Origin of the sequence: Erwinia sp. V90_4, assembly GCF_029967685.1 — a bacterium.
GTDB classification, from domain to species: domain Bacteria; phylum Pseudomonadota; class Gammaproteobacteria; order Enterobacterales; family Enterobacteriaceae; genus Erwinia; species Erwinia aphidicola.
The window spans coordinates 84266-102111 of the sequence record NZ_JASCAQ010000054.1; the positions used below are offsets into that span (position 1 = coordinate 84266).

Consider the following 17846-nt stretch of genomic DNA (forward strand, 5'->3'; position numbering starts at 1 on the left):
TCTCTTTCCTTTCGCTGTAGCGGTCGGCAAGATAATGGGTATGCGACTTAAAAATGCAGGTAAGTGCTGCACAAGAACTGCTTGTTAGAAACGGTGCTTTGCAATTAATCATATATGAATTAGCATATGTATTATCAAATACTATCGAGGTTAACAATGCTGCGACCCGTACAACTTTTTAAACTGCTTGCCGATGAAACACGCTCGAAGGTGGTGATTCTGCTACGCGAGTCCGGCGAGCTTTGTGTCTGTGATATCTGTGCCATTACCGCAGAGTCTCAGCCGAAAATATCCCGCCACATGGCGCTATTACGTGAGGCGGAGCTGGTGATCGATCGCCGTGAAGGCAAATGGGTACACTACCGTTTGTCGCCGCACATGCCCGCCTGGGCTGTAGCTATTATCGATTCTGCGTGGAACTGCGAGCGCGAGCATATACAAAAAAAACTTAGAAATGCGCCGTCAGTTGTCTGTTGAGCATGCGTAATACATACGCTTAAATGAATATAAATGGGGTGTGTAATGTTGCTGGCAAGTGCGATATTTTTACTGACGCTGATCCTGGTTATTTGGCAACCCCGAGGGCTGGGTATTGGCTGGAGCGCCATGCTGGGTGCAGGCCTGGCGCTGATGACGGGCGTTGTTCATATCTCTGATATTGCGGTGGTCTGGCACATTGTCTGGAATGCGACAGCCACCTTTATTGCAGTGATCATCATCAGCCTGCTGCTGGAGGAGTCTGGTTTCTTTGAATGGGCTGCCTTGCACGTTGCCCGCTGGGGCAAAGGCCGTGGCCGCCTGTTGTTTAGCTGGATTATTCTGCTGGGTGCGATGGTGGCTGCGCTGTTCGCCAATGATGGTGCTGCACTGATCCTGACGCCCATCGTCATTGCCATGCTGCTGGCGCTGGGTTTCAGCCCGGCTGCAACCCTGGCTTTTGTGATGGCCGCAGGTTTTATTGCCGATACCGCCAGCCTGCCGTTGATTGTCTCGAACCTGGTTAACATTGTCTCAGCTGACTTTTTCAAGCTTGGATTTACCCAGTATGCCGCCGTGATGGTGCCAGTCAACCTGGCTGCTATCGCGACTACACTGCTCATGCTGCACCTTTTTTTCCGTAAAGAGATCCCGGCTGTTTACGATATTTCGCTGCTAAAGGCGCCAAAAGAGGCCATTCGTGATAGCAGCACGTTTAAAGCCGGCTGGCTGGTTCTGGTTCTGCTGCTAGTCGGCTTCTTCGCACTTGAGCCCCTTGGCGTCCCGGTAAGTCTGGTGGCCGCTGTGGGAGCAGTGTTCCTGCTTGCCGTGGCAAAAAAAGGCCATGCGATCAATACCGCTAAGGTACTGCGCGGTGCGCCCTGGCAGATTGTTATCTTCTCCCTTGGCATGTACCTGGTGGTTTATGGCCTGCGCAACGCCGGGCTGACCCTGTACATCTCCTCGTTGCTGAATCAGCTTGCTGAACACGGACTGTGGGCCGCAACTCTGGGCACCGGCTTCCTGACGGCGTTCCTCTCCTCTTTGATGAACAATATGCCGACCGTGCTGGTTGGCGCGCTGTCGATAGAAAGCAGCCAGGCCATGGGAGTGATTAAACAAGCAATGATTTATGCCAATGTAATCGGCAGTGATTTGGGGCCAAAAATCACTCCGATTGGCAGCCTTGCCACGCTGTTGTGGCTACATGTATTAGCGCAGAAAAACATCACAGTCAGCTGGGGCTATTACTTCCGTGTCGGCATCGTCATGACGATTCCGGTGCTATTTATTACGCTGTGCGCACTGGCGCTGCGACTGTCCATCATTTAACTTCTTACCCCTGCATAGCCATGCCGGGGGCCGGATAATAGAGAAAAGAGAGTAACAAAATGAGCCAGGTGACGATTTATCATAATCCCGACTGCGGGACGTCGCGCAATACACTTGAAATGATCCGCAACAGCGGCATGGAGCCAACGGTAATCCTCTACCTGGAAACGCCGCCAACCCGTTCCGAGCTGGTTAAGCTGATTGCTGATATGGGAATTACCGTGCGCGAACTGCTGCGGAAAAACAGTGATCCTTATCAGCACCTGAAGCTAGATAACCCTGCTTTCACTGATGATGAGCTCATCAGCGCGATACTGGCACATCCAATCCTGATGAACCGCCCTGTCGTTGTCACTGCGCTCGGAACCCGGCTGTGCCGCCCTTCAGAGAAAGTTTTAGATATTTTGCCAGCGGCTCAGCGCGGCGAATTCAGCAAAGAAGACGGGGAAAAAGTTGTCGATAAAAACGGGCGCAGGCTGAGCTGAAAGGCACATTCAGGCCAGTATCTGGGGTGTTATGCAGCACATTTTCTCCGTATGATAATCTGCTGTATTAAAATAGAAGCGTCGCATTATCCATTTAATCCTACTTCTGCGCTAATTATCAGCACGTTTAACAGGGAAAATCGCCATGTTTCACCTCATTTTCAGCATACCGAGTTGGTATGTTATTGCCCGTTTTATCATTCCGCTCTCCATGCCACTGGCGTTGAAAATCATTCTCTCTCTGCTGGCGCTGCTTGCCTCACAGTACCTGCTGGTGAGCCGCTTTACTTCTGGCAGCATCTTCTCACCGGAGATGCCAAGAATGGTGATTATCCTGTTCAATTGGGTATATAGCGCGGTACTGTTCCTCGCCCTCACCCAGATCCTGATTGATGTGGTTGCGCTTGTTGCGATGCTGATGCGCCATCCGTTGGAGATTGCTCCCGGCGTGCGCTACCTGGCTGCCCTGCTGGCATTCGGCCTGGCCAGCTGGGGCGTGCAGCAGGCAATCCGCGTTCCCCCTCTTAAAGATGTGACGATTCAGGTTGCTGATTTGCCGCAGGAGTTTGAGGGTTACCAAATGCTCCAGTTAACCGATATGCACATTACCCCGCTTTTTAACGCCAGCTGGAGTGCCGCGTTAGTCAAGCGCGCGCTGGAGCTGAACGTAGACCTGATTGTCGTTACCGGGGATGTTATTGACGGTACGCTTAAAAATCGCATTAAGGACGTGGAGCCGCTGCGCAATCTGCATGCGCCCGATGGCGTGTTGGCGATTACCGGCAATCACGAATATTTCTTCGAGCAGCAGGCCTGGACCGAGCATCTGGCATCTTTAGGTTTGAAGCCCCTGCTAAACAGTCATTCGGTCATTTCCCGCGGCAACGCCAGCCTGGTGATTGCCGGGCTGCCCGATACTTCTGCACCGGGCCGGGGCGGTAACGGTCCCGATCTGGCTAAAGCGCTGGGTGATGCCCCTGACAACGCGCCGGTGGTGTTACTCGACCACCAGCCAAAGAACGCTCGTGAAAATGCGAAACACGGGGTCGATATTCAGCTGTCCGGCCATACTCACGGCGGCTTAATCGTCGGCTTAGACCGCCTGTTTGCCAAACCGAATGGCGGCTTTGTATCCGGGCTTTATGATGTTGATGGCATGCAGCTGTATGTGAATAACGGCACGGCGCTGTGGCCGGGAATGGCGGTACGCGTGGGACGCCCGTCAGAACTGACGCGCATCACGCTGACGCGGAAAAAATAATCCCCCCCGATAAATAAGGAAGTGAAATGGATCTTGTGGCAAGCCTTAAGGAAAAATATCCCGGCGCGATTGCCTGGGCATTTGGCAACTCGGGCGAGATGGCGGATGAACTGGCAGCCCTGGTTGTGCAAGGAGTCAAAACCGCGTCGTGTGGCTCACTCTCATCTTTTATCAATGAAGATGACTCACCCACGATTGGCGGCTACAACATCATCCTTAACGGCAAGGGTGAGCCAGTGTGCGTCATCAGGACGGTCGCTATGCGCATCTTGCGCTTCTGCGATGTCACTGAAGAGTTTGCGAAAAAAGAGGGTGAAGGCGATCTTAGCCTCAAATATTGGCAGGAAGTTCACAAAGCATTCTTCGAGAATGAAGGTTGTTACTCTGCAGAAATGGAACTGGTGGCAGAAGAGTTTCAACTGATTGAGTTGCTGTAACATAGCCTCCTGCGGGAGGCTATAGCAGTACTTAGAGAGGACTAAAGCTTGCGACCGGGCGCATCTTCAAGAAGAGGTCTTTACTGCTGCCCGGCAATCGCCGTCAGTTTTTCGTCCGTGGCCTTCTCTTCATCCAGCGTTTCGGCCAGCAGTTTAGCGGCTGCCTTATAGCCCAGTTTCTGTGCCAGGGCATGCAGCGTGCCGTAAGTGGCAATCTCGTAATGCTCCACTTTCTGAGCCGCGCCAATTAATCCAGCATCGCGCACCGGCCCGGCTTCAACGGAGTCGATAATCTCCTGCGCTTCTTCCGCCAGGCCTTCCAGCGCGTGGCATTTCATCCGTTTAATTTTCACGCCGTCAGTGCTTTCAACCAGCTGGTCAATTCGTTCAATTTGACCACGCGTCTCTTCCAGATGTTGCTGAAAGGCCGCCACCAGCTTTTCATCAGTTGCAGCTCTGGCCATTTTAGGCAGGGCTTTCGAGATTTGCTTTTCTGCACTATAGACATCTGATAATTCATGGATAAAGAGATCTTCCAGCGTTTTAATTGTCATAATTAACCTCATATAAGAATTATTTCGAAAAACGTATGCAACCCGATAAGCCTGGCACACAGCGAAAGATCATTATTTTTAATTGGGTTAACTGGATTGTTCGTTTTTTTTGCTAAAAGATATGTTGCTAACTCACATTATAGTGTTCGTGAACATTGAGTTATTTTCGGCGCGTATTCACCTTTATCACTTTAAATAAAATTCGCATGCGCATTTCGAATATAGCAAGTCTTAAAATATTATTTTCGGCTCTTATAGGTGGTTATTGGTCTGTAAAGAGAGGGTTTGATGGAGCAATGCTCCGCTTAAAGAGGGATTTAGAGGTATAAATATTGCAGCTTATTGATAGCAGCACCCTGCCCCGCAAGACGTATAAATCTCAGGGGGCATATTCCCCCTGGTTATTAAACACCAGCTTCACCGCCTCGTAGCAAAACCCGGTTATTTCAATTCAGGCCATGCAACAGGTGGGATGCCTTTCAGCAGCGGTTTGGCAAACAGGAACCCCTGGAACTGACAGATGCCTGCTGCTTCCAGCCACATCCACTCTTCTGGTTTTTCCACGCCTTCGGCAATAACGGCTATTTCCAGCGAAGAACAGCATTTAATAATGGCCTGGACGATTGCCTGTTTAGGGCCGCTTTTATGCACATCACTGATAATATTACGATCGATCTTGATTTTCTCCGGCTGCACGCGTGAAAGCAGCAGCAGACCGGCGGAGCCGGCACCAAAGTCATCTATTGCCAGACTAATACCCGCCGCTTTCAGATGTTTCAACGCGCTGGAAAATGCTTCGATATTCGAAATCACCTCAGTTTCAGTCACCTCTACCACGATCTGCTGAGGCACCAGTCCGTGTCGGGCAATTTCACCGAGTAAGTAATCCACGGCATTCGGGATCTCAACCAGCGTCATCGGCAGCAGGTTAATCGAGAAGGTGATGTCATCAATTTGCAGCTCTTTTGCCAGAGCCAGGGCCCGGCTCTTGGATTCCAGGTCGCGGCGGTAAAGCTCCTCACGCGGCAAACTGGCAAAATAATCCAGCGGTGAACCCCCCTGTGCGCTGCGCAACAGGGCTTCAAGGGAGACGATGGTTCCGGCCAGCGGGTCGATAATCGGCTGGAAGGCAAAGCTAATCTCCTCGCCTGGTGCAAAGTCAGCATCGGCTAAGGGTAGATCGTCCGTGGCGATAAATTCCCACTGACCGGCAGGTGGGATTTCGAAATAGTTTTCTTTCTCCCAGGATTCGACAAAGGTGCGCAGAAACTGAAGCGCGCGGTCATCCCAGGTCAGCAGAAATTCGGATGTGCCTTTATCCAGTACTGCCTGCAGCACCGATGCTTTATCAAACTCATGAAGCGAAAACAGCTCCATGCCGACATTACCAAATCGCCGGAACGGCGCGTAGTCGCGCATCAGTTCCACGACATTATGATGACGGGGATCGCGACAGATATGTTCATAAAGCGTACTGACTGCTTTTTCAGGCCCTTCCAACACTTGGAAGAAATGCGTGCCGTTAAACAGCAAAATGCCGGTAACGCCAATTAACTGGTTGTTTTTATTTGCCTTTTGTACAATCTTGTCCAGCGAGCTTAGCGGAACATTATCGGAAAGATGGCTGCGATAGATGAGGGTAGATAACATAAAAATTCCGCAATACTGGTCTTTTAAAGGCTTACATTAACAGAATCCCTTGCGGTGTTGTCCAGCGCTATTTGCGCAAATAAAAACGGGCAGAATTCTCTGCCCGTTTTTTATGACTTATATTGCACTACAGCAGGCTGCGCCTGTTATCAGAAACTGATTTTAACGCCCACCGCCGCACTGCTGTCGCGGTACTGGCTACTGCCAGCCTGCTGGCCAAGGCTACCCCAGACGTTAACGAATCGGACGTGTTCAGTCTGACATCTCCGGTTAAGCTGTAGTCTGCGTCCTTTATTGACTGTTTTTGACAAAAAACAGAATTTTCATATAGACAAGGTAAAAACAAATTTTCACCACGCTGCCCGAGGGTTAATCTGAGCGCGCTTTGCGTCACAGTCCGCTGTAGCAGTATTCCCTGCCATAATAAGAGTTTTCTGTAGCGTTTTCTCATCACAACACCTTGAAACATGATGATTCTACGACACAAAAAATCCCCAATAAGCGGGTAGAGTAAACGGTCTGATTGTTAACTTCTTGATCGATGGATGTAGCGTAAATGAAAGGGATGCCGCCAATTATCCTCGCCCTGCTTGCTGGCTCACTGGTTCTGACGATTGGGCGTGGCGTCACCCTGCCGTTCCTCACTATCTACCTGACTGAGCATTACCAGCTGTTGCCGAAAAGCGTCGGCATTATTATGGGCGCCAGCCTGGCTATCGGTATTTTCAGCAGCCTGTATGGCGGCTATCTGGTCGACAAATTTAACCACCGAACCTTAATCACCCTCTCTATCAGCCTCTTCGCGCTGAGCTTTTTTCTGCTGCCTGTCCTGCCGCAGGTCAGTAGCGTGGTGATGGTGATTGCCCTGCTTAACGCTTCCTATGCACTTTTGAGTATTACCATTAAAGCCTGCATTGCCGCCTGGCTGCCGGTGGAGAAGCGGGTAAAAGCATTTTCGATAAACTACACGCTAATTAATGTCGGCTGGGCCATTGGTTCATCGCTGGGAGTGTGGCTGGCGGGCTTTGATCCTAAGCTACCGTTTATGATATCCGGTAGCCTGGCGCTGGGCACGGTCATTGCTCTGACGGTGGGCTTACGCCATATCCCCAACAGCCCGGCACGCAACGATATTGAGCTAAAGCCGCTGGAAAAACCTGACCTGCGCCAGACGTTAGCTATCCTGATGCGCGACCGTTGCCTGGTCTATTTCACTCTCGGTAGCACTTTTGGCGCGATTGTGTTTGGCCAGTTCACCGGCTATCTGTCGCAGTATCTGATTATTATCTCAGACGCCGCACAGGCTTATAAGATCATCGGCGCCATCATGATCACCAACGCAATAATTGTTATCGCTTTTCAGTACGTCATGAGCAGCGGCATGAAACAGAATAACCTGCTGAAGTGGCTGTTTTTCGGCACGCTGTTTTTCATCCTCGGGCTAGCCGGCTTTATGCTGGCCGGCACTTCGGTACTGCTGTGGATAATCGCGATGACCATCTTCAGCTTTGGCGAGCTGATTGTGATCCCGGTGGAGTATATGTTTATCGACTTTATTGCGCCGGACCATATGAAAGGCAGCTACTACGGCATGCAGAACCTGAGCAACATCGGCGGTGCCATTAACCCTGTGCTGTGCGGCTACCTGCTCAGCTACACGGCACCGCCGGTAATGTTTTTTGCCTTAATCGCCTTCTCTGCTGCTGGCCTGCTGTTCTTCCGCATGGGGCATCGGATGGCGATGAAAAGGACCTCAGGAGAAGTTCTCCAGCATTGAAATAAACGAATGCCGATCGCCGTGGCCTTCCGTCAGGCGAACCCGCCCTTCAATATCGGCCAGATGGTGCTCCATCAGCTGGCGGGCGGTGGCCAGATCTTTCGCTTTCAGGGCGCTGACAATCTGGCGGTGGTGATCGGCGCCGCAGTCGTCTTTGCGCTCCTCTTCGTAAAGCGACATTACCAGTGACAGGCGAGCAACAATTTTAGCCAGCATCTCGGTCAGAACGGGATTACCCGCCAGCTCGGCCAGCACAATATGAAACTTACCGGAAAGCACCGTTTTAGATTTCTCGTCGCCGTGATGATGGATCTGCTCCTCCTCGTCGGCAAGACGGGCCAGCGCATCCAGCTGTTCGGTGCTGGCTCGCGCCACCACGAACTCCAGCAGAACCCCTTCCAGCTGGCGTCGCGCTTCAAACAGGTGCTTTGCCTGCTCAATGCTCGGCTCTGCCACGAAAGTGCCACGATTTCGCTTTCTCTCCAGCAGATGGTCGCTTTCCAGCACGCCCAGTGCGCCACGTACCACGGTACGACTGACGCCGAAATGCTCGGCGATGGCTTCTTCAAGTATTTTACTACCGGGTTTTAGCGCCCCTTCACCAATAGCAGCAGCCAGCGTGGTGCGAATCCGCTCAGAGACATCCTCACTGTGATCGGCACTGTTGCCCTCGGTTTTGGCTACAGGCGTCGCTCTGACGCGCGTTTTTTTCATGGCTCTCTCCCTGTCCTCAGTATCATTTTGGTGAATGTTGACGCTTGCCGGATAATTTACCGCAACAGCACTCTTACAGGTGATTTATCTTTGTGCGTATCTTGCTGCGTAACGGTCAGGATAAAGTGATGCCCTGCTGCGCGCAAACGGCGCGAATGTGGCTGGCCGACTGCTGGATAAAGTCGATCGCTTCTTTATAGCCATAATTCTGCTTCTGATATGTTGGGTAGCCATAGCGTGAGCTCTCATAGCTTTCCCAGTCCTCAACCTCTCCTGCTGCCACGCGCTGCGCATAGCTGTCCACCAGCGTAAAGTAGGCTTCCAGTTCCCCTGCGTTGAGGTCGGGATGCCCCGCGCGCCAGATCGGATCATCAATCTCGATGCACTGGCGCGGGTTGGCGCGGCGGCGATTATCATCAGTAGATTGTGCAATCTCCAGCGACAGCGTCATCTCGGGGTTAACCTTCGCCAGCATCGTCAGAATCGCGGCAAAGTCGACCACGCCGGTTCCGCACGGACGCGGCTGGAAATCAATGCCGCCGGGCGCCCGCCCGATATAGGCATCTTTGATATGCGTCTGGCGCACCCACGGGGCCAGGCGCTGCGCGGCCAGTACCGGATGTTCGCCGCGCTGCACCATGTTGGCGGTATCCAGTACCACGCCAACGCAATCTTCACCTACCGCTTCAATCAATCGCAGGATCTCAAACGAGGTGATCTCATCATGGGTTTCGATATTCATATGCACTCCGTGAGCACGCGCCACCGGGGCCATTTTGTGCAGCACCTTTTCCATCGCCAGCAGCTGCTCTTGCCAGCTGACGTCAGTGCGAAAACGGTCCACCGCCAGTCGGCCCGGATACTGTGCCTTGAAGTTGCCCGGCGAAACCCACATCTCGCGGCAGTCGATAGCAGCGCTGGCCTCAATCATGCGGGTCAGCCCGGCAACAATGTCGCCGTTGCCGATGGCGCGCAGCTCCGGCGCTTCGGCACTGCAGTAAGGATTAATTTTGCCAAGGCCACTTTCCAGGTAAAGCCCCAGGTCGTCAGCTTTGGCGCGAATATCGCGCAGCTCGCCGCTGTCGAGCGTCGGGCTCATATCCAGCACAGTGCTGAAGAAGATCCCCTGCAATCCCAGCGCCCCTACACGATCAAGACTGGCCAGCGGACCCTGTCTCTTCACTTCGGGCAGCTTCAACCCATCAATGCCTAATTTCATAACCTGTTCCTTAATTGCTTTCTGATTTGCTGTTTGAGCACCAGCCGCTGTTGCAAGGCGCATGCCAGTTGCAAAATTTAGCGTGAAAAACCGCCCTATCAATATGATTTTTATGAATAATATTAAAATAATATATTGTCGAATATATTTGCGAATAACGATGCTAATCGACTTTACTCTTTCTGTCATGGCAAATAGCTCAAGTAGTAAATATTCCCAAAAGAGTCCGCCCTCACGGGCGCTGGCGTCGATTGTTAGTCACAAAATGAACGTTTGGCGGCATAAGAACATTCACGTTGACAGGGTTTTTAGTCGCTTTTATGCACCAAAATGACGATATTGCTGCACCAAAGTAGCGAGTCTGAATGTGGGAATTTCTTTCGAATAACAAGGATTAAGTTATTTCGCACAAATTTGCGAATATAGTAAATTCATATTTATGGCATAAATTTCAATGTATTGAAGTGGATCCGAACCAGCAATAACTAACCTGGCATGCGGCTTGCAGAATGCTTCACAAGTTTCTAAACGTCTTGTGACCGCTACTCAAAACCAGGGAAGCACCTTATGCCAGATATGCACAACACCGCTGAAAGTAAGCGGCTCAGCGTTCAGGGCCTGACCCATAGCTACGGCAGCAGCAACGCTATCAGCGATGTCTCCTTTAACATTGATCCGGGCGAAATCGTCGCACTGCTCGGCCCGAGCGGATGCGGCAAATCGACCGTGCTGCGTGCCATTGCGGGGTTGATTCAGCCAAAAGCGGGAAAAATCGTGCTGGGAAATCAGGATCTCGCCGCGGTGTCGGCCAGAGGGCGCGGTATTGGCATGGTGTTCCAGAACTATGCGTTATTCCCGCACCTGACCGTTGCCGAAAATATCGCTTATCCGCTGGCGTGCCAGCAGGTTTCCCGCGCTGAGCGGAAACAGCGCGTCGCCGAGATGCTGAATCTGGTGCAGCTGGATGAATACGGTAACCGCCTGCCGCGTGAACTTTCCGGCGGTCAGCAGCAGCGCGTTGCCGTGGCGCGCGCCATTGCCGGTCGCCCTTCTTTGCTGCTGCTGGATGAGCCATTTGGCGCACTCGATCGGGCGCTGCGTTTCGACCTGCAGGTGGAACTTCTACACCTGCAAAAAACGCTGGGTATCACCACGCTGATCGTCACCCACGATCAGGAAGAGGCGCAAAGCCTGGCGAACCGTCTGGTGCTGATGAATAAAGGCAATGTTGAGCAGATCGACACGCCGATGGCGGTATATGACCGACCAAAAACGCTGTTCGTTAACACCTTTATCGGCCAGACCAACCAACTGCATGGCACCGTGCTGCGTTTTGATAACGACACCACGCTGATTGGTTTAGCGGGTCAGCACACGCTGCGCCTGCCGCGCCGTCTCAACTTTACTACTGGCTCGAAGGTCACGATCACCTTCCGCCCTGAAGAGGTGCGGCTGGCAAAGCAGTCGGGTGATAACACCCAGCCGGTGCGGATGACCGTTTCACTGCCGCTTGGTCCTACGCTGGTCCATGATCTGGCGATGGATGATGGCACCACGCTACGCGCCTCCGAAGTGCGCGGACCGTCAACCTTTATCCCGCAACCCGGATCGCAACTTTACGCTGAGATTGATACTGCACGCTGTCACGCCTTCCCAGCTGAACCGCAACCCATGAATGAAAAACAGAGGTAAGCACCATGAAAGATTTTGAAATCAGTCGTCGTCGGTTTGGTCAAATCATGGCAGGCGTTGCGGCTTCCGCCATGCTGCCCATCTCGCTGCGCGCGTTCGCTGCCGGCGGCGGGACGGCAGTTGCGGCCACCTTCCCCGGTAACTGGGAAGATGCTTACCGCAATACGCTAGCTCCGATCCTTAAAGAGCAGGGTTTTAGTCTGACCATTTCCCCGGCAATGGCGCAGGATCAGCTGGCAAAAGTGATGGCCAGCCCGGGTAACCCGCCGTACGACACGCTGTTAATGTCGCCTGGCCAGATGACGGTGGCAGTAGAAAAGGGGCTGATTCAGAAGATCGACCCTTCCCGCCTGAAAAACTGGAACCTGCTTGACCCGGCATTTCAGGGCGAATATGGCCCGACCGTAACGGTAGAAGTGAACGGCATTGCCTACAACCCGGAGCTGGTGCCGCGCCCGAAAGGCTATCGCGATCTGTTTGACAACCCGGCCTATAAAGGCCTGGTGTCATGGACCGGATTTGGCTCTAACACTGCGGTGATGGCCTACACCGAACTGGCAAAAATCTACGGCAAAGGTCCGGACGATATGCAGGCAGTGTTTGACCTGTTTAAAAAGCACCCTGAGCAGATGGCCAGCATTGTTGACAGCACCAACAGCCAGATGACCCAGTTCCAGCAGGGCAACATCGCCGTATTTATGTGTAGCACCAACAACGTGGCGCGCCTGAAAAGCCTGGGTATGAAGGCCGAGTTTGTCCATCCGGAAACCGGCTCTCCTGCTGCCCCGGTGAATATCCATCTGACCAAAGGCAGTAAAAATCTCGACGCCGCTTACGCCTATATGGACGCCGCGATTTCACAGTTTGTGCAAACCAAACTGGAGCAGCCGCCGACCGAAATGTTCCCGACTAACAAAAATGTTGAGTTGACCCCGGCAATTGCGGCGTACATCACCCGCGAGCAGGTTAAATCGCTGGTCTACCCGGACTGGAACATTATCAATAAAAATCGTGACGGCTGGATCCGCCAGTTTGATGCGCTGGTCGCAAGTTGAGGTAAATCATGAAACAGAGCGGTTTTCCGTACGTTATCCCCATGTTGTTACTTTCCGTGGTGTTCTTCGCGACGCCGCTCGCTGTTTTGATCGTTTTCAGTTTCACCCGGGATGGCGGAGTGACGTTACAGCACTACGCCCACTTCTTCGGCGACGCTTTTAACTTCCGGGTACTGGTTAATACCGCCCGACTGGGGATTGAAACCGTGATAGGCACCACCCTGCTGGGGGTGCCTATCGCCCTGCTTTACTGGCACGGCGGGCGCACGCTGCGCCAGATTTTAATTTTTCTGACCCTTATTCCAATGCTCACCAGCAACGTGGTGCGCACTTTTGCCTGGATCGTCATCCTCGGGCGTCAGGGGCCGATCAGCGAGGCGCTGATGTTCCTTGGGGTGTCCAACATGCCGACCAGCCTGATGTTTACTGAAACCGGTCTGCTGCTGGCAATGTGCCAGATTGATCTGCCGCTGATTATTCTGCCGCTGATCGCCATCCTGTCTCGCACGCCGTATCAGCTGACCGAGGCGGCGCAGGTGTCCGGTGCCGGGCCGTGGCGCGTGCTGGTGACGGTGCTGCTGCCGCTGATGCTGCCTGGCTTGCTGGCGGGCTGGATCTTGGTCTTCGCCAGTACCAGCAGCTCATTTGTTACCCAGGCGGTGATTGGCGGCGCGCGCAATGTCTATGTTCCGCAGCTGATTTATCGCGAAGTCGGCACCCTGTTCGACTGGCCAATGGCCTCTGCTATCGCCGTGGTCCTGCTGGTCTCCACAGGCTGCCTGCTGGTTGCCCTTACCATGATCTCACGCCACCGGAGGCTGAATGGCCATGTCTGAACGTCGCGAAAACCCGCTTCCGGCCCTGCTGTACAAGCTGTTTGTTTATGGCTTCGGTACGCTGTGTGTGATCTATTTGGTGGCGCCGATCGTCATCGCGGTGATGATGTCGTTTACCTCCGGGCAGACGCTGAAATATCCCCCGCAGGGCTTCTCGCTGCGCTGGTATGAGGCGCTGCTTGACCCGGTGCGCTCGGCCACCGAGCAAATTGCCGCCTGGAACTCGTTCAAAATCGCCGCGCTGGCGGTATTCGGCGCCATATTGTTTGCGGTGCCTGCCACCATCGGTATGACGCGCATGAAGCGACGCAGCGTCAGCACCATCGAGCCACTGCTGCTCGCCCCGCTGGTGCTGCCGAGCCTGGTTTATGGCCTGGCGGCGCTGATTGTCGCCAACTTTATCGGCTTCCAGCCTTCGCTGTGGCTGAACGTGGTTGGCCACGTAGTGGTATTTGGCCCGCTGATGTACCGCGCCGCATCGGTGGTGGCGCAGGGCATTAATCCGTCGCTGGCAGAAGCCTCAACCACGATGGGAGCCAGCTGGTTTATGACCCTGCGCCGCGTCACGCTGCCGCTGCTGATGCCCGGCATTATGGCGGGGGCGTTCCTGGTGTTTATCCAGTCACTGGATAACGTCACCGTTTCTCTGTTCCTCGCTGATGCCAGCACCACGGTTCTGCCGCTACGCATGTTCGCGATGATCGAGGAGTCCCTTGACGTACGCGTCGCGGCTATCTCCGGCATTTTGATTGCGATAACCCTGCTCGGCATGCTGGTCGCCCGGCGTGTTCTGGCCCCGCGCCCGCAGGCATCTTAACTTTATCAAAAGAAACACAAGGAATGACTATGAAGACTCATGCGACTCAGACGCCAGGCTATCGTATCGGCGCCCTGCTGGCGGACTTTAAACCGGATTTCGACTTCTCGGCTCCGCTGCCGCTGCCGCTTGAAGAGTTTGAAGAGCGGCTGCGCAAAATCCGCCGCCAGGCGGTGGAAGCCGGGCATGATGCGATTATCGTTCATGCCGGCAGCGTGGGCTGGTTCCACGCCTCGAATCACTATCTGCGCTATATCTGTGACTGGATGCGCGAAGGCGTGCTGATTATCCCGACCGATGCTGACAAAGCGCTGGTGCTGCTCTCCTTCTTCACTCAGTCGGTGCTGCTGCCTCCGGGCGGCGAGCCGCTGCTGGTTGACGAGATTTGGCAGATTGGTCCGATCGGACGTGAATACGCCGACCGCCCGGGTGACTCGGTGATGAAAACTGCCGAGAAGTGCGCGCAGCTGCTGAGCGATCTTGGTCTGGCAAAAGCGCAGATCGGAAAAATCGGCGACCGCACTTCTTTGACCTTCTGGGCTGCCGTGGAGTCGATGCTGCCGGGCAGCAAATTTATTGCCGATAACGCCATCCTCGATCGCCTGCAGAAGGTGCGCTCCCCGCGCGAAATTGAGATGTTCCGCGCCGCCGCGCAGCTGATCGGCATCGGCACACAGGCCGCCTGGCACGTGGCCAAACCGGGCGTTACCGATTACGAAATCTTTGCGGCTTTCACCGCGGCGCAGATGGCGTTTGGCGGCGAAACCGGCGACGGCTACCAGATTGGCATTAACCAGTATGGCACTCACTGCGGCAAACCTTACGGCCATGTGGTGCGCCCGGGCGACCTGATCAACCTGTATATCTCCAACGTCACCTGGCGGGGTTATACTGCGCAGACCGCACGCATGATCGCCGTCGGCGAGATCACCGGGCGCCAGCAGTTGGTGCTGGATGCCTGTACTGCAGGGGTGAAAAATGCCGAGAAGCTGATTAAGCCCGGTGCGCTGATGCGCGATATCAATAACGCCGCTTTTGCGCCAATGATTGAAGCCGGGTTGCTGGCCTCCCCGGAGGCGCGCACCATGCCGTACAACTGGTCGCCAATGCCGGACGGGTCCGCCAGGCGCATCCCGCAGCAGTATGTGCCGGATGCGGATTATGAAGCTCAGGGCCGCAGACTGATGCATGTTTACCCGGCAACGCACGGGCCGCATAACCCGAACCTCGGTCACTCCGTGGGGATGGCGGGGGGGCAGAACAGCTTTAATATCTCCTCGCACAACTACGATCGTCTGGAAGAAGGGATGGTATTTGTGATGCATACCCAGTGGCTGGAGCCGCTGTCAGCAGGCTGTAATATTGGCGATATGTATGTGGTGACCAAAGAGGGCTTTGAAAACCTGAGCCGCCACACCCCGCTGGAAACTCACCGCATTGCCGCCGGAGCCTGAGATGAAAACGATGCCAGGGCATACCTATTTTGACTTTGCCGAGCTGGGGGAGCGCGACCGCTACAAGCTACTGATCGGCACTGTGATCCCGCGCCCTATCGCGCTGGTCACGACGCTGAGCAAGGAAGGCCAGCCCAACGCCGGCCCATTCAGCTTTTTTAACGTGCTGACCCACGATCCGGCGATTGTGGCGATTGGTGTGGAAAACTACGCGGATATGCGCTTTAAGGATACCGCGCCGCGATCAGTTTGATATTAAAACTCTCACGCCTGCCGAGTGGGAAGCGCGCGAACGTCACGATTAAACGCTATTTACCCGTATGGGTCGGGCATGCCCGACCCGCAACAGCTTTGCGCTGGCGATATTTTTCATTTTCACTTCGCACATTATATCGAAATCGCTAAACGACAATGCCCAGTCGTTCAGGGTGTCGTTAAAGTAGTAGTCTGAATGCGCCCGCAGCTTCATTTTTGACAGCCCCAGCGACTCCTGATCGGGGAACCCCTGCTCGGGTATCAATCCCTCCTGAGAAATCGAGTAGTGCAGCACCGGCCGTACCCCGCGCCAGGACTCTTTGACCCGTGCGATGCGCGCATCGTCGGGCTGTATAAACTGATTCTCCTTCACCCAGTGATGGTGGATATCTAACACGATCGGGCAGAGATCTCTGGCCTGCAAAACATCATCCAGCGAGCAGGAAACCTCATCATTTTCCACCGTCAGCATCAGCCTGGCTTCCGGGCTGAGCCGCTCAAAGGCGGCTTTGAACCCGGCAAAACCGGCGCGCCCGTTCATATGGATATTGATCTTGAAATCCTGAAACTCACGGCCATAACCCAGCAATCTGGCGCACAGCGCATGATACTCAATGTCCACCAGCGCCCTGTCCACCACCTCCGGCGTTTCCGAAGCCAGAACCGTATACTGGCCCGGATGAAACGACAGCCTGATATCCGCTTCTTTTGCCAGCGCACCGGCATGCGCGAACAGAGGCAATAAGTCAGACAGCAGGCTTTGGTACGGCTCCTGCGCTTCGGGAACGGTAAACAGCGGCAGCAGATCGCTGCCGATACGCATCATTCTTAACTGATGCGGCAGCTGCGCCAGCTCGCTAAATATGTGCGCCAGCTGCGACAGGTTATGGCTGGCACACGACAGCAGCAGCTCACGGCGCTTGTCCTGATCCAGGCTAAGAAAACGCTTGCGCGTGGGTGATTTAAAAGGGTACGGCTGCTGTAAGTCAGCATTAAGGTATTTGCAGGCAAAGCCTAATTTCATTATTCCTCCCGGTTCGTTTCCTGTAAGTGTATCAACCGATTGGAATTTTGCACGGCAGCCAGGTTATGGCCTCGCAGTTGTGCTGAATCCGCAGCTTTAGCATGGTTAAAACGAGGTAATGACAGAATCTACCTCGTCTGCAGAGGTTATTAGTAAACTGGTGACCCCACGCAGGACAGTGTCAATGGTTAGGTATATAGTCGCTATGCACAATAAATAACCTTTCCTGTTCCTTTCTTAATATCTACATAATTAACGGTGGCTTATGGAAAAGAAACATTTTTTCTCGCAGTTAGCACAATGGCCATTGATTAATTTCGACCACGCTAAGATTGTCGTCGATGGTAAAAAAGGGATGGTGGATTCATGGGCCAACCTTTATGTCTACGATCGCAATGAGAGCGAGGCAAGACTGTTTATTCGCCATGTGGCGGCAGGAACCGATCTGGAATCGCTAACTGACATTTATAACGTCTGGACTAAAGAGTATAGAAAGTCATTAAAGAGCATTCTGAACATCAGAAAATAAACGCGACGGAGGAACAATTCCATGTCTTTTTTAGATGATGCGTTGAAACGCATAAATAAAGCCACGACCACCACAGCGATTTGTCCCATTTGCGGGCATAAGTCGTCCCATGCGGCGAGTAAAATCAGGCAGAATCAAACCTTACTCTGCCCCTCCTGTAAATCGCTTTTTGTCGTACCCCATTAATTCTTAACGACTCCTCTCGCTGCGGCAGCTGCTGAAACTATAACGTCGTCCCATTTCAAAAAACGTTTCTCTACCTCTTTCACCACTGCTCC

At 53.5% G+C, this 17846-nt stretch carries 19 protein-coding genes; 14 read left to right on the top strand and 5 right to left on the bottom strand.

Features of this window, described 5'->3' with window-relative positions; all coding sequences use genetic code 11:
• The first annotated feature begins 156 nt into the window (after nt 1-156).
• The 5 genes from QLG07_RS15415 to QLG07_RS15435 all read left to right on the top strand — a co-directional run bounded on the left by QLG07_RS15415 (nt 157) and on the right by QLG07_RS15435 (nt 3992).
• Nucleotides 157-477: a metalloregulator ArsR/SmtB family transcription factor gene (locus QLG07_RS15415; protein ID WP_191149428.1), complete on the top strand. Its 321-nt coding sequence runs from the start codon at nt 157-159 to the stop codon at nt 475-477.
• 45 nt (nt 478-522) lie between these two features.
• Complete coding sequence (locus QLG07_RS15420; RefSeq protein ID WP_282469590.1) at nt 523-1809, top strand: arsenic transporter; 1287 nt, start codon at nt 523-525, stop codon at nt 1807-1809.
• A gap of 59 nt (nt 1810-1868) precedes the next feature.
• Nucleotides 1869-2294, top strand: coding sequence for a glutaredoxin-dependent arsenate reductase (arsC, locus tag QLG07_RS15425; RefSeq protein ID WP_282469591.1), 426 nt, complete (start codon nt 1869-1871; stop codon nt 2292-2294).
• A 145-nt stretch (nt 2295-2439) separates the two neighbouring features.
• Nucleotides 2440-3555 carry a metallophosphoesterase gene (locus QLG07_RS15430; RefSeq protein ID WP_048917964.1) on the top strand — a complete coding sequence of 372 codons (1116 nt, stop codon included), beginning with the start codon at nt 2440-2442 and terminating at the stop codon, nt 3553-3555.
• Between the two features lie 26 nt (nt 3556-3581).
• Nucleotides 3582-3992: an ASCH domain-containing protein gene (locus QLG07_RS15435; RefSeq protein WP_282469592.1), complete on the top strand. Its 411-nt coding sequence runs from the start codon at nt 3582-3584 to the stop codon at nt 3990-3992.
• Nucleotides 3993-4072: 80 nt separating this feature from the next.
• Here the strand turns inward: QLG07_RS15435 and QLG07_RS15440 are convergent, their stop codons facing one another.
• Nucleotides 4073-4546, bottom strand: a complete 474-nt coding sequence (locus tag QLG07_RS15440; protein WP_187498970.1) for a ferritin-like domain-containing protein — start codon at nt 4544-4546, stop codon at nt 4073-4075.
• 441 nt (nt 4547-4987) lie between these two features.
• Nucleotides 4988-6196 (bottom strand): diguanylate phosphodiesterase, encoded by a 1209-nt coding sequence (locus QLG07_RS15445; protein ID WP_282469593.1) that lies wholly within the window; start codon nt 6194-6196, stop codon nt 4988-4990.
• Nucleotides 6197-6752: 556 nt separating this feature from the next.
• On the opposite strand from QLG07_RS15445, the gene QLG07_RS15450 reads away from it, so the two are divergent.
• The gene (locus QLG07_RS15450) at nt 6753-7973 is read left to right on the top strand and encodes an MFS transporter (RefSeq protein WP_099753812.1); all 1221 of its coding nucleotides are present in this window, start codon (nt 6753-6755) and stop codon (nt 7971-7973) included.
• Here the strand turns inward: QLG07_RS15450 and QLG07_RS15455 are convergent.
• Together QLG07_RS15455 and QLG07_RS15460 are read right to left on the bottom strand one after the other, a co-directional pair.
• Entirely contained in the window at nt 7950-8687 is a 738-nt protein-coding gene (locus QLG07_RS15455) for a GntR family transcriptional regulator (protein ID WP_282469594.1), read from the bottom strand. The genes QLG07_RS15450 and QLG07_RS15455 overlap by 24 nt on opposite strands.
• Nucleotides 8688-8802: 115 nt before the next feature.
• Entirely contained in the window at nt 8803-9906 is a 1104-nt protein-coding gene (locus QLG07_RS15460; protein WP_191149424.1) for a sugar phosphate isomerase/epimerase family protein, read from the bottom strand.
• 567 nt (nt 9907-10473) lie between these two features.
• Here QLG07_RS15460 and QLG07_RS15465 point away from each other — a divergent pair.
• The 6 genes from QLG07_RS15465 to QLG07_RS15490 are packed head-to-tail and all read left to right on the top strand — an operon-like array spanning nt 10474 to nt 16013.
• The gene (locus tag QLG07_RS15465) at nt 10474-11598 is read left to right on the top strand and encodes an ABC transporter ATP-binding protein (protein ID WP_282469595.1); all 1125 of its coding nucleotides are present in this window, start codon (nt 10474-10476) and stop codon (nt 11596-11598) included.
• 5 nt (nt 11599-11603) lie between these two features.
• The gene (locus tag QLG07_RS15470; RefSeq protein WP_282469596.1) at nt 11604-12653 is read left to right on the top strand and encodes an extracellular solute-binding protein; all 1050 of its coding nucleotides are present in this window, start codon (nt 11604-11606) and stop codon (nt 12651-12653) included.
• Nucleotides 12654-12661: 8 nt separating this feature from the next.
• Complete coding sequence (locus QLG07_RS15475) at nt 12662-13489, top strand: ABC transporter permease (protein ID WP_282469597.1); 828 nt, start codon at nt 12662-12664, stop codon at nt 13487-13489.
• Nucleotides 13476-14306, top strand: coding sequence for an ABC transporter permease (locus tag QLG07_RS15480; protein ID WP_282469598.1), 831 nt, complete (start codon nt 13476-13478; stop codon nt 14304-14306). Before QLG07_RS15475 ends, QLG07_RS15480 begins: the two co-directional genes overlap by 14 nt.
• A gap of 29 nt (nt 14307-14335) precedes the next feature.
• Nucleotides 14336-15760 carry a Xaa-Pro peptidase family protein gene (locus tag QLG07_RS15485; RefSeq protein ID WP_282469599.1) on the top strand — a complete coding sequence of 475 codons (1425 nt, stop codon included), beginning with the start codon at nt 14336-14338 and terminating at the stop codon, nt 15758-15760.
• A 1-nt stretch (nt 15761) separates the two neighbouring features.
• On the top strand, nt 15762-16013 hold the full coding sequence (locus QLG07_RS15490; protein WP_282469600.1) for a flavin reductase: 252 nt from the start codon (nt 15762-15764) through the stop codon (nt 16011-16013).
• A gap of 48 nt (nt 16014-16061) precedes the next feature.
• Here the strand turns inward: QLG07_RS15490 and QLG07_RS15495 are convergent, their stop codons facing one another.
• Complete coding sequence (locus tag QLG07_RS15495; RefSeq protein ID WP_282469601.1) at nt 16062-17039, bottom strand: UV damage endonuclease UvsE; 978 nt, start codon at nt 17037-17039, stop codon at nt 16062-16064.
• 265 nt (nt 17040-17304) lie between these two features.
• Here QLG07_RS15495 and QLG07_RS15500 point away from each other — a divergent pair, with 265 nt between their 5' ends.
• On the top strand, nt 17305-17568 hold the full coding sequence (locus QLG07_RS15500; protein WP_282469602.1) for a hypothetical protein: 264 nt from the start codon (nt 17305-17307) through the stop codon (nt 17566-17568).
• Between the two features lie 21 nt (nt 17569-17589).
• Entirely contained in the window at nt 17590-17754 is a 165-nt protein-coding gene (locus QLG07_RS15505) for a YnfU family zinc-binding protein (protein ID WP_222941354.1), read from the top strand.
• Nucleotides 17755-17846: the final 92 nt, after the last annotated feature.